Source organism: Lentzea jiangxiensis, from assembly GCF_900104175.1.
Classification (GTDB): domain Bacteria; phylum Actinomycetota; class Actinomycetes; order Mycobacteriales; family Pseudonocardiaceae; genus Lentzea; species Lentzea jiangxiensis.
The window spans coordinates 99,568-111,083 of the sequence record NZ_FNIX01000022.1; the positions used below are offsets into that span (position 1 = coordinate 99,568).

An 11,516-nucleotide genomic window follows, 5' to 3' on the forward strand; every position below is an offset into this window, starting at 1 on the left:
CAACGGCGGTGCTACGCGTATCGGCGAGTGCCCGGAACCGCGTACGTCATCTCCGCGCCCCAGAGCATTGCCCAGAGCTGGCTCTGAGCGCCCAGAAGCCGCCGAGTCCGCTGCTTCGCCAACGCGCAGCTCACCCTCGACCTCCATCACGACACCGTCGTCCGCGTCAACACAGGGCATCGATGCCGCGCGGACAGCACCCGGTTCACCGACTTGAAGCCGACCGACTTGCGACGGGGCAGCTCATGGCATCGCCGGCACGCGCAACGTACACCCCCGGACAGCGACTCCCGCCGGCAGTACGCGGCGCATGACTCGTGAGAGGTTCCCACAACGATGATCCATCCACACAGGACGAATACCGTCCGGCCGTTGCGGGCTCCCATCCGGCCGGTCCCGTTCGAGTCCGTCGCCCCCACGCCCGTGCCCGGGTGGAGGAAAATACGCGTCCTCGTCGACGGACGTGCCAACGGCACCGTGCCGGGATTCTCCCTGTCAGCCGGCGGGCTGGAGCTTCCGGCGAACTTCCGCAGCGATCCGCAGCAGCACTCGGACAGCGACACGGTCCTGCTGTTCACCGCCGGCGGGCCAGTCCTCACCTACCACGGCGAAGACCTGAGTTCCTGGTCCGTTCAGTGGCCCGGGGACCTGCTGACGATCCCGAGGGGAACACCCTACGTCGTCGACGTCCTTTCCGAGCACGTGGGCACCACCGGCTACGTGGTGCGCTCCACCAGCAGCCTGCTCGTCGACAACCTGGCCCGACCGGACCTCGACGGCCAGGCCGCGGCCTTGTCCGACGCCGCCCGCGAGCACTGGGAGAACTGGACGCCCGCACCCGGCCGCTGCGCCGTGGTCCCGTTCACGTCAGTAGCCCCCGTCGTCACCCCGCAAGGCCATCGCATCCGGCCGCTCGTCGACGGAGAACCTGGCGGCAACACGCCTGGTATGCGTCTTTCCGTCGGTGGACTGGACGTGCCCGGCGCCTTCCTCGCCCACCCCCACCACCACCCGGAGACCCACGTCCTCGTGTTGGCCACCGAATGCCCTGCGGAGGGGGCGCTCACTCTCCATGGAGAGCGGCTCGAACACGACGCCGTGCAGTACTCCGGCGACCTCCTCCCGATTCCGGCCGGGCGCGACTATGCGCACACCGTGCAGAACCTGAGCCTGACGGAGCCCATCGGCCGCGTTTACGAGTTCCGATCGCGGACCTCGGTCCTCTGCGACAACCCCAGGCTGCCTGGGTTGCTCCCGATCGCCGAGCGGCGAGGGCGTGCAGCGCTCGAACGTCTCCACGGCGTGGCCGCGGTCGCCGCGCACCTGCGTGCCGCGAACCCCGCCCAACCCCGTGCCGACCTCGCGAAGCGACCCCAGCGGGTGGACCGGGTCGCGGAACGTAACGCGCCCCGCTCGGAAACCGGGGCGCGGTCCTGATCACCGCCTCCGGATGCCGACGGCGGCGGACCATCCCGATGCCCGTGCGAACCACCACAACACCCGGCACACCGAGACGTGGAGACCTCATGGAGAACACCCGCGACAGGAAGTGGAACTTCAGACGCCACAAGCAATTCATCGGCGGGGAATGGCTCACCGGCTCGACGGACAAGGTTCTGGTGGACCGCAACCCGTTCGACGGGTCGATCGTCGCGGAGTTCACCTGTGCGAGCGTCGCGGATGTCGACAAGGCGTACCGAGCCGCCCAGCGCGTCAGGTCCGACTGGGACGGGGTGAGCCCTGACGACAAGCGGGCAGTGTTCGAGCGGGCGGTCTCCTACGTCGAGGAGCACACGCCGGAGATCGTCGACCTCATCATCGACGAGCTCGGCGGCACGCGGCTCAAGGCGCACTTCGAGATCGGCCTCGTGCTGGGCATGCTCGAGGAGGCCGGCACCTTTCCGGCGCGCATGGACGTGCAGAACTTGCGGTCCCCCGATCCCGACAGGGAGAACCGGGTCTACCGGGAGCCGGTCGGTGTCGTCGGCGTCATCAGCCCGTTCAACTTCCCGTTCTTCCTCGGCATGAAGTCCGTAGCGCCGGCGCTCGCCGCGGGTAACGGTGTGGTGCTCAAGCCGCACGAAGACACCCCGATCGCAGGCGGCACGCTGATCGCGGAGGTCTTCGAGGCCGCCGGCCTGCCCGCCGGTCTGCTCAACGTCGTGATCACGGAGATCCCGGTGATCGGGGACGCCTTCGTCGAACACCCCGTGCCGCGTGCCATCTCGTTCACCGGCTCGACCGAGGTGGGGCGGCACGTCGCCGAGGTGGCGGTCCGCGACTTCAAGAAGCCGATCCTGGAGCTGGGCGGCAACAGCGCGCTCATCGTCTTGGCGGACGCCGACCTCGACGTGGCGGTGAACGCGGCCGTGTTCAGCCGCTTCACCCACCAGGGCCAGGTGTGCATGTCAGCCAACCGGGTCCTGGTGCACCGCGACGTGTTCGACGAGTTCGCCTCCCGGTATGTCGCGAAGGCCGCGTCGCTCCCGGTCGGCGACCCGCGCGACCCGGACACCGTCCTCGGCCCGCTGATCAACCGGCGGCAGGCCGACCGGCTGGCCGAGCAGGTCGAACAGGGTATCGCCGAAGGCGCCCGGGTGCTGCTGCGCGGCGAGGTGGACGGCACGCTCTTCCACCCGACCGTGCTGACCGGTGTCACGCCCGAGATGTCGGTGATGCGGGAGGAGTTGTTCGGCCCGGTGGCGTGCCTGGTGCCGTTCGACACCGAGGACGAGGCGGTGGCCATCGCCAACGACACCCCCTTCGGCCTGTCGGGTGCGGTCCACACCAGCGACCTCGACAAAGGTGTCGAGCTGGCCAAGCGGCTGCACACCGGCATGGTCCACATCAACGACTCGACCATCGCCGACGAGCCGAACGTCCCGTTCGGAGGCGAGAAGCAGTCAGGGTTCGGCCGCATGAACGGCGACAGCAGCCTGGACGCGTTCACGACGCTGAAGTGGATCTCGGTCAACCGGGGCCGCGCCCGCTTCCCCTACTGAGGCCCAGGTGGAGCTGCATGGCGATACGGTCGCGGTGGATAGGCCGTTGCGAGCCGGTCCGCCCGCCGTCGAGGCAGCGGGCGGACCGGCACTGGATCAGGACGCGGTGCAGGTGAGGGTCGGGGTACCGCTTCCACGGACCCGTGCGCGCCTCCGCCGGAAGACCCGGTGCCGGCGCCCGAGCGCTGGAACGGCTGCCGGATCACAGCGCGTTCCGGCTGGCGGGCCGACCGGGACCAACACCGCTCAACGCTCGGCCACGACCGGCTCCGGCCTCAGGCCTGCTGCTTGCCGATGGATGCCAGCAGCGCTTCGCGCCGTGCCGCCAGCTCGGCCAGTGCCCGCTCCGCCGCCGCGCGAACGTCCTCAGGTCCCGCGGTCTCGGGTCCGAGCAGTGCGGTCACCGCAAGACTGACCACCGCGGTCGTGTCGGCCACGGTGACGATGCGCAGGGCTCGTGGGCCAGTGGCCGCCTGGAAGCCCGACATCAACGCCTGCAGCGCGTAGGCCTGCTGGTCGAGTGGCCAGTCGGTGCGCGCGAGGTTGTGCTCCCGCCACACCGGAAGGGTCGTGTACACGAGCGAGGCCGGCCCGAAGCTCTCCCGGAGCTCCTTGGTCATGGGGTGTTCGGTGAGGACACCGAGCAGGTCGGAGTCTTCCGTCTGCATCGCGCGCACGAACGGGTACTCGCCGGTGATCTCGACGATCAGCGGCAGCAACCGACTCGGACGGCTGACGTCAGGGTCGGCGGTGATGCGTTCGGTGAAGACGTCGAAGACGGCGAGCACGTCCCTGGCGAACAGCCCGACGAGCAGGTCTTCGCGATTCTTCCAGTGCAGGTACATCGTGCCCTTGGCGACGTGCGCCTTCTCCGCGATCGCAGAGATGCTCAGTCCTTTCACACCGCGCTTGAGGACGAGCTCCCGGGCTGCGGCGACGATGCGCGCCGCCGTGCCGGATTCCTGTTCAGCCAGTACCGCCATCGTGGTCCTCCCGTCGGCACCCCGTGCAGCCTGCGATTATGCCCGTGCGATGTCCGCGTCCTTCATACGACCGGACTTGTTGTGCGTGTTGATGAACCGCAGAACCTGCGAGGCGATCGGCATCGCCATACCGCGTGCGAACATCCGGCGCAGCTTGATCTGCTTGCTGTTGGGAACGAAGACGGCGGTCTGGTCGAGCCCCAGCTTTTGGTAGTAGTCCACGAACGGGCGCAGCTGCTCCTGCCACTCGGCCAACGCGAGTCCGATGTCGTCGTGGCGGCCCAGCATCGTGCCCAGCAGGTCAGCTCCCGCCAGCCCGGCGGACGCCCCCATGCCGGCGTAGAGGGTCACGCACCAGGCGGAGTCACCGACCAGGACGACCCGTCCCTTGTGCCAGCGATCCATGTGCACCTGCTCGACCGAATCGAACAGCAACTCGTCGGAGGCTTCCATCGCCTCGAGCGCCGCCCCGAGCATGTCGCCAGTGGGGCGGGGACCGAACGCCTTGCGCGCACGGACCGCGGGCGGCTCGGTGAACTCCGCGTCCACGTCATCGGTCTGATAGCCGAGCAGCACGGTCGGAGCGTGGTCGGAGAACGGGAACACCCACAGCGAACGGCCCGGCTCCAAGAGCGTCGCACCATCTCGCGGGCTCAGGTCGCCGAGGCCCTCGTCCAGTTGGAACGCCGCCAGCATGTAGTTCAGCCGGTGCAGGTAGCGCTCGTGCGGACCGAAAGCCAGTTTCCGCACGCTGGACCGAAGGCCGTCGGCTCCGACGACCAGGTCGAACCGCTCGGTGGTGACGCCGCCGCCGGCTGTGTCCGCGAGCGTGACGTCCACACCGCCGGCGTCCTGCTCGATCTTGGTGGGCACCGTCGAGTACCGGATCTCCACATCCTCGGGCATCGCCTTGAACGTGGCCTTCTCCACATCACCGCGCAACATCAGCCAAGGTTCGCCGGGAATGTCCCGGAAGCCCAGGCCCGGCCGCCATTCCCCGAACCGGTCCATGTCGTAGTTGACGCCCTTGAACGCGGTGCGGTCGTGCAGGAAGTCCAACACGCCGAGACGGTCCGCAGCGGCCTTGCCCGCCCCGAACAGGGCGATGAAGTAGCCACCAGAGCGACGCTCCGAAGCCTTCTCGATCACCACAGGGTTCCACCCGGCCCGCTTGAGCGAGATGGCTGCGGCGGCACCGCTGATACCCAGCCCGACGACCAGGGCCCGGCGCTGCCGGTCGGACTTGCGGAGTTCTTCGTTCTTCGACATGCCACGACTATAGACTCAATGAACGATTTGCTTCAATCGTTCATTGAGTGACGTCGGACGCGACAAGCTCAGCCCGCCGGATCCAACGAGCGGCCAGTTTGCTGTTTACGACGATCTGTCGTAATGTTTGCGACAGATCGTCGCAAACATGCACCGACGCCTCGGATGCAGCGACACCATGAGAGAACGAGGACAGACATGACCACGCTGAACGATCGCGCCGAGCTCATCGAAGTGATGAGCCACTACGCCGACATCGCAGACCTGAAGGAGTTCGACGCGCTGCCCGGCCGGGTCTACACCGACGAGGTGACGCTCGACTTCTCCTCCGTCACGGGCACTCCGCCGATGACGATCGCCCTGGGCCAATACGTGGAAGGTCTCCGTGCGAGCTTCGCGCCGTTCAAGGCGACGCACCACGCCATCACCGGTCATGTCATCGAGATCGACGGCGATAGGGCCAGGATCCACGCTCACGTCCGCGCCGAGCACTGGTTGCCGGAGGAGTTCACCGCCGACGGCGTCGGTCCGTGGCTGGTGGTCGGCTTCTACGACAACGAGGCGATCCGCACGCCGAACGGCTGGCGGCTCACGCATGTCAAGCTGACCGCGATTCACCAGGAGAACCAGCCTCGGCTGCCGGACGCCGTGCCGACGGCGTAGGACGAGACCTGTCCCCGCCGACCTCCTGAGGAGAACAGCCGGATGCCGCGGATCAAAGCCGCCACCATCGGGGAACACCACGAGATGGTGTGGGCCGACCTCACCGAGGCGTTGCGGCACCTGCTGCTCGAACGCGACTACGACTCCATCACCATGGGCCACATCGCCGCGCGGGCAGGACTCGCGCGCAACACCCTTTACAACTACGCCGGCGACAAACGCGCGCTGGTCCTCGAACTGGCCCGGCGAGCCAGCCGTCCGCTGGTGCACCAGGTGTCCGCGGTCGCCGCACGCTCCGCGGATCCGGCTGCCGGCAGGATGCGGACGATCATCGAAGCGATCCTGTCGGCCTCCACGAACCACGCCATGCGCCTGATGTTCCTCCCGAACTCCACACCGCTGGTCGCCGATCTCCCGGCAGGGCCGGAGAACCCGTTCGCCACCCTGGTGACCGGAGTGGAGAAGGTCGTCCGCGACGGCATCAGCGCCGGCGAGTTCCGTGAAGTCGACGACGTCTCGCTCACCGTCGATCTCCTGACCGGCACCGTGCGCGCCGGCATCGACCGGATCAACAGGGACCCCGACGGACTTCCCACCACCGTCCGCGCGGTGCAGCACATCGTCCTCGCTGCGATCACCCGCGAACAGGGCTGACCCCGGCTCCACAGGAAGCACCGCCGCCAGTTCCGTCGATCACCGCACGGGTGATCGATCGCCCTCACCTGTCCTGAGAGGACTTCACCATGAAGGTCATCGCCTACGCGGCCCGCACCGCCGGTGGCGCCTTGCAGCCCTACGAGTACGAGTCAGGACCGTTGGGTCCCAACGAAGTCGACGTGCGCGTGACTCACGGCGGCATCTGCCACACCGATCTCGCCGCCATCGACGACGAGTGGGGCCTTGCCCGGTTCCCGGCCGTGGCCGGACATGAGGTCGTGGGCGAAGTGGTTGCCATCGGCGCCGCCGTCGACGAGGTGGCGTTGACGATCGGGCAGCGCGTCGGCGTCGGCGCGCTCGCCGGGTCGTGCTTCCGGTGCGAATCGTGCATCAGCGGGCGCACCAACCTGTGCCCGCGTCGCGACGCTTTGGTGCTCCGCGGTGACCGCGGTGGCTTCGCCCACCACGTCCGGGCGAGCGATTGGCGGCACGTCTACCCGATCCCCGACTCGATGCCGTCCGAACACGCCGCACCGCTGATGTGCGCCGGCACCACGGTGTTCTCGCCGCTGATCGCCAACCGGGTACTTCCGACGCACCGCGTCGCTGTCGTCGGCATCGGCGGACTCGGCCACCTCGCCCTCCAATTCCTGGACAAGTGGGGGTGCGAGGTCACCGCCATCTCGACCACCGAGGACAAGCAGGCCGACGCCGAACGCTTCGGCGCCACCAGCTTCATCGCCTCCCGGGAGCCAGGAGCCCTGCGGGCGGCGGCCGGCTCGTTCGACTTCGTGCTGTCCACCGTCTCCGGCGACCTGCCCTGGGACGACTACCTGGGAATCCTGAGTCCCCAAGGTCGTCTGTGCGTCGCGGGGGTGCCGGACCGACCCATCTCGGTGTCGGCCCTGGGACTGGTGTCCGAGGCGAAGGAGATCGTGGGAGGCATCGTCGGGACGGTGGCGCAGACCCGGCAGATGCTCGACTTCGCGGCTCGCCATGCCATCCGGCCCGAAGTGGAGATGTTCGCGCTGACCGACTTCGAACAGGCACTCGACCGGGTTCGCAAGGGAAACGTGCGCTATCGCGCCGTCGTCGACTTCACCTGAGGCAGTCCGGTCCGTCCTGTGATCACGCCGGATGGATGAGACGGCTTTCGTAGGCGAAGATCACGGCCTGGATCCGGTCGCGGAGCTCGAGCTTGTGCAGGATCCGGCCCAGGTGCGACTTCACGGTCGCCTCCGCGAGGTGCAGGGCGGCAGCGATCTCGGCGTTGGACAAGCCGGAGCCCACCTGGACGAGCACCTCGCGTTCACGGGCGCTGAGCCTGCTCAGCCGTCCGTCGCGGGCGATCGCGGCGGCACCGGGGATGTGCGGGCGGAGCTTGTCGAGCAGACGGCGGGTGATGCGCGGGGAAACCACCGCGTCGCCCGCGGCCACGGTGCGGATCGCGGTGAGCAGCTCCTCGGGCCTGGTGTTCTTCAGCAGGAAGCCCGAGGCTCCGGCCTCGAGCCCGGCGAAGGCGTACTCGTCGAGGTCGAAGGTGGTGAGGATCAGCACCCTGGTCCGCGGGCAGGTCCGGACGATCTCCCGGGTCGCCCCGATTCCGTCGGTTCCCGGCATGCGGACGTCCATGAGGACGACGTCGGGGCGCAGGTCGGCGGCGAGGCGGACGGCGGTGGCGCCGTCCTCGGCCTCGCCGACCGGTGCCAGGTCCGGCTGCGCCTCCAGGATCATGCCGAACGCCATGCGCAGCAGCGCCTCGTCGTCGGCGATCAGGACGCGGATCGTCATGCGGACGCCTCCGCGCCGCCGAAGACGAGGCGGGTGTGCACTCCCCAGCCGCCGCCGGGAAGCGGTCCGGCCAGCACCGTCCCTCCGTAGCCGGCCGAACGCTCGCGCATGCCGGTGATGCCGTGGCCGGAGGAGGCGACGGGCGAAGCCGGCGGGCCGGTGTCCGTGACGGCGACGGTGACCGTCTCGGCGGCGCACTCGATCCGGACCTCCGCCCGGGTGCCGGTGGGTGTGTGCTTGAGGGTGTTGGTCAAGGCTTCCTGCACCAGGCGGTAGACGGTCAGCTGCGCGGTGGCGGGGATGTGCGTGTAGCCGCCGTCGATGTCGAGAGTGGTCGGGAGTCCGGCGGTGCGCATCTGGGCCGCGAGGGTTTCCAGCTGCGCGATGCCGGGCAGCGGGTGGCGCGCCGCGTCCGGTTCGCCGGTGCGCAGGACGCCGAGCGAGCGCCGCATGTCGGTCAGCGCCTGCCTGCCTGTTTCGGCGACCTGGAGCATGGCGGCGGTGGCTTTGGCGGGCGACCGGTGCTGCGCGTGGACGGCCGCGTCGGTGAGCGCGACCATGACGGACAGGTTGTGGGTGACGATGTCGTGCATCTCCCTGGTGATCCTGGCTCTTTCCTCGGCGACGGCCCGTCCTCGCACGGCTTCCAGGTAGGCACGGGTGGCCCGGTCGTTCACGCCGAGGACAGCCGCGGCGACGACCATCGCGGTGAGCGCGGCGAACGGGGCCAGGAACGCGCCCTCCGACGCCCAGCGCAGGCAGGCCAGAACGGCACCGATCTCCACGACGGTGGCGGCGACGAGCGTGACGCGCCTGCCCGACTTCGCGGCCACCGTGTGGAGCGCCACCAGCAGTGCGACGTCCGCGGGTAGCTGGACGTCCACCAGCCACTGGACGAGGGCCGCGGTCGCCACCACACCGAACACCGCGAGCGGGGCCCGGCGCCGCCACAGCAGGGGCAGCGCGAGTGCGGCGGTGAGCGCGGCGGCCACCGGAAGCTCCGCGGGCGGCCACGTGGTCAGGACGTGCAGCAGGAGAAGCGCCGGCAGCAGCGCGTCCCACACCGCCGGCGGCAGCCGGGACGCCCAGCGCCGCTCGGTAGTCACACGGCGATCGTAGGCCGACGGCCCGCCGCGCACATGAGCCTGCCGTCTGACTACGGCGAGCCGGATTGCGACTGCGGTAGGAGTTCCGACACCTCCCGTGGTCGTAGTCCGGCCGCCGATCCGGGCGCCCGACTGCCACCGGGGACGGCACCGGGATCGCGCCCGGCGAGCGATGCGGCCGCGCGGGTCCGGCACCGACCATGACCGGGTGACCGAGATCATCACGGGACTGAACCTGTCCCCGCTGGAAGTCCTGGCCTTGCTCAGCGCCATCGCGCTGGTGGTGGCGCGCTGGCTGCCCGCCGCTGCCCGCCCCCGCGTCACCACCGCGGCAGGGGCGGTGTTCCTGCTGTCCGCGATCTCGCTGTGCGTGACGGGGATCCGCTGGCAACTGCTGCCGGTGCTGGCGGGGGCGGCCGTCGCGGCGCCGTTCGCGTTCTCCCCGCTGGTGCGAGGCCGTGCTCGGCGAGTCCGCTGGTGGCTGGCGCTGCCGGGATCGCTGGCGTGCGCCGCCCTGATCACCGCAGGCCCCGTGACGGCGTGGGCTTTTCCCGTCCCCGTCTTCCCGGAGCCCTCCGGTGGCTTCGCGGTCGGCACCCGCGTGCTGCAGTGGACCGACCCGGACCGCCCGGAGACCTTCACCGCCGATCCGCTGGACCGGCGCACGGTCGTGGCGCAACTCTGGTACCCCGCGCGGGACGGCTCGGCGGACGTGGCACGTGCCCGGTACCTCGGACGCACCGAGGACGAAGCGCGCACCGTCTCCGAAGCACTGGCCCGCGGGGTCGGCTTGCCGGGTTTTCTCCTCGACGGCCTGACGCGCGCCCGCACCCACGCGATTCCGGACGCCCCGGTGGCCGGTGCGGGAGAACGGTTCCCGATCGTGCTGTTCTCCCCGGGGTCCGGCGGAGTGCGCACCCAGAACACCGCGTGGGCGGAGCAACTCGCCGCCCACGGCTACGTGGTGGCCGCGCTCGACCACCCGTACGACTCCGCCGCCGTCGTGCTCGCCGACGGCCGGACGATCACCACCGCGACCGTCTCCACCGGCGACCGGGACGAGGACGACAGGCTGGGCGCCGGGTGGACGGCGATCCGGGCCGCCGACCTCGGCTTCGCGCTGACCCGGCTGGAGGGTCTCGACCGGGGTGATGGCGCCGACACGCTGGCCGGGCGCCTGGACACCGGCCGGGTCGCCGCGACCGGTCACTCCATGGGTGGTGCCGCCGCGCTGCAGGCGGCCAGGCAGGACCACCGGTTCGCCGCCGTCATCGACCTCGACGGCTACCCCCGCGGTCCCCTGTCGCCCGACCTCGGCCGGCCCACGCTCGCGGTCACCCAGGCCATCACCCCGGACACCGATCCCCGCTACCTGCCCCAGCTCACCGAGGTGCTCACGCGCGGCACGGCGACGAACTACCGGCTCACCATCCCCGGCGCCGCGCACCTCACCTTCATGGACGGCCCCCTGTACCTGCCGCCGGTGCCCTCGGTGGTCGGCTCGCTGGGCCGCGCCGAGAGCCCGCGGGTCGTCGCCGCAGCCACTCTGACGTTCCTGGATTCCGTTCTGCGCAACGGATCCGGTGACCTGGCAGGCGGTCTGTCGGCCTACGGCGAGCTCAGCGTGTTCCAACACCGTTGAGTTTGAACCGGCCGCTCCCGTGGTATCGACCAAGACCATTTTGTTACTCGTTCCGGAGGGTGCTCATGCAGATCCAGGTCAACACCGACCACAACATCCACGGTGGCGAACGACTGGCCACCTATGTGACCACCGACCTGGAGAGCAGCCTGTCCCGGTTCAGCGGATGGTTGACCCGCGTGGAAGTGCACCTCAGCGAGGACGGGGGCAGCAAGCCGGACGACAAGAAGTGCGTCATCGAGGCACGGCCGGGAGGCAAACAGCCGGTCGCGGTCACTCACCACGCGACCACCGTGGACGACGCCTACGCCGGAGCGGCACACAAGCTGGGAAGGGTGCTGGACTCCCGACACAGCCGCGCCCACGACCACAAAGGCAGTGACAGCATCCGCCACATGCCCGC

General features: G+C 69.6%; 11 protein-coding genes. 7 read left to right on the forward strand and 4 right to left on the reverse strand.

Going from position 1 to position 11,516, the window contains the following annotated elements; genetic code table 11:
- Positions 1-372 precede the first annotated feature (372 nt).
- Together BLQ91_RS34870 and BLQ91_RS34875 are read left to right on the forward strand one after the other, a co-directional pair.
- Positions 373-1,437 (forward strand): cupin domain-containing protein, encoded by a 1,065-nt coding sequence (locus BLQ91_RS34870; RefSeq protein WP_090104018.1) that lies wholly within the window; start codon positions 373-375, stop codon positions 1,435-1,437.
- A gap of 89 nt (positions 1,438-1,526) precedes the next feature.
- Positions 1,527-3,002 carry an aldehyde dehydrogenase family protein gene (locus BLQ91_RS34875; protein WP_090104020.1) on the forward strand — a complete coding sequence of 492 codons (1,476 nt, stop codon included), beginning with the start codon at positions 1,527-1,529 and terminating at the stop codon, positions 3,000-3,002.
- A gap of 275 nt (positions 3,003-3,277) precedes the next feature.
- Here BLQ91_RS34875 and BLQ91_RS34880 read toward each other — a convergent pair whose 3' ends face one another.
- Positions 3,278-3,985 carry a TetR/AcrR family transcriptional regulator gene (locus tag BLQ91_RS34880; protein WP_090104022.1) on the reverse strand — a complete coding sequence of 236 codons (708 nt, stop codon included), beginning with the start codon at positions 3,983-3,985 and terminating at the stop codon, positions 3,278-3,280.
- A 36-nt stretch (positions 3,986-4,021) separates the two neighbouring features.
- Positions 4,022-5,254: an FAD-dependent monooxygenase gene (locus tag BLQ91_RS34885; protein WP_090104024.1), complete on the reverse strand. Its 1,233-nt coding sequence runs from the start codon at positions 5,252-5,254 to the stop codon at positions 4,022-4,024.
- Positions 5,255-5,452: 198 nt separating this feature from the next.
- On the opposite strand from BLQ91_RS34885, the gene BLQ91_RS34890 reads away from it, so the two are divergent.
- The 3 genes from BLQ91_RS34890 (at position 5,453) to BLQ91_RS34900 (ending at position 7,680) form a co-directional block, all read left to right on the forward strand.
- Positions 5,453-5,917 carry a nuclear transport factor 2 family protein gene (locus BLQ91_RS34890; RefSeq protein WP_090104026.1) on the forward strand — a complete coding sequence of 155 codons (465 nt, stop codon included), beginning with the start codon at positions 5,453-5,455 and terminating at the stop codon, positions 5,915-5,917.
- A 42-nt stretch (positions 5,918-5,959) separates the two neighbouring features.
- Positions 5,960-6,571 (forward strand): TetR/AcrR family transcriptional regulator, encoded by a 612-nt coding sequence (locus BLQ91_RS34895; RefSeq protein WP_090104028.1) that lies wholly within the window; start codon positions 5,960-5,962, stop codon positions 6,569-6,571.
- An 89-nt stretch (positions 6,572-6,660) separates the two neighbouring features.
- Positions 6,661-7,680 carry an NAD(P)-dependent alcohol dehydrogenase gene (locus BLQ91_RS34900; protein ID WP_090104030.1) on the forward strand — a complete coding sequence of 340 codons (1,020 nt, stop codon included), beginning with the start codon at positions 6,661-6,663 and terminating at the stop codon, positions 7,678-7,680.
- Between the two features lie 22 nt (positions 7,681-7,702).
- Here BLQ91_RS34900 and BLQ91_RS34905 read toward each other — a convergent pair whose 3' ends face one another.
- Positions 7,703-8,365 (reverse strand): response regulator transcription factor, encoded by a 663-nt coding sequence (locus BLQ91_RS34905; protein ID WP_090104032.1) that lies wholly within the window; start codon positions 8,363-8,365, stop codon positions 7,703-7,705.
- Positions 8,362-9,471 (reverse strand): sensor histidine kinase, encoded by a 1,110-nt coding sequence (locus tag BLQ91_RS34910; RefSeq protein ID WP_090104034.1) that lies wholly within the window; start codon positions 9,469-9,471, stop codon positions 8,362-8,364. The genes BLQ91_RS34905 and BLQ91_RS34910 overlap by 4 nt, the downstream gene beginning before the upstream one ends.
- 208 nt (positions 9,472-9,679) lie before the next feature.
- Here BLQ91_RS34910 and BLQ91_RS34915 point away from each other — a divergent pair, with 208 nt between their 5' ends.
- Positions 9,680-11,113, forward strand: a complete 1,434-nt coding sequence (locus BLQ91_RS34915) for an alpha/beta hydrolase family protein (protein ID WP_245734106.1) — start codon at positions 9,680-9,682, stop codon at positions 11,111-11,113.
- Between the two features lie 65 nt (positions 11,114-11,178).
- The coding region (locus BLQ91_RS34920; protein WP_090104038.1) for an HPF/RaiA family ribosome-associated protein at positions 11,179-11,516 on the forward strand (338 nt) is incomplete at its 3' end.

Coding starts and splice junctions, on each gene's coding strand:
- BLQ91_RS34875 (WP_090104020.1), top strand. CDS start 1,527: ATGGAGAACACCCGCGACAGGAAGTGGAACTTCAGACGCCACAAGCAA.
- BLQ91_RS34880 (WP_090104022.1), bottom strand. CDS start 3,985: ATGGCGGTACTGGCTGAACAGGAATCCGGCACGGCGGCGCGCATCGTC.
- BLQ91_RS34885 (WP_090104024.1), bottom strand. CDS start 5,254: ATGTCGAAGAACGAAGAACTCCGCAAGTCCGACCGGCAGCGCCGGGCC.
- BLQ91_RS34890 (WP_090104026.1), top strand. CDS start 5,453: ATGACCACGCTGAACGATCGCGCCGAGCTCATCGAAGTGATGAGCCAC.
- BLQ91_RS34895 (WP_090104028.1), top strand. CDS start 5,960: ATGCCGCGGATCAAAGCCGCCACCATCGGGGAACACCACGAGATGGTG.
- BLQ91_RS34900 (WP_090104030.1), top strand. CDS start 6,661: ATGAAGGTCATCGCCTACGCGGCCCGCACCGCCGGTGGCGCCTTGCAG.
- BLQ91_RS34905 (WP_090104032.1), bottom strand. CDS start 8,365: ATGACGATCCGCGTCCTGATCGCCGACGACGAGGCGCTGCTGCGCATG.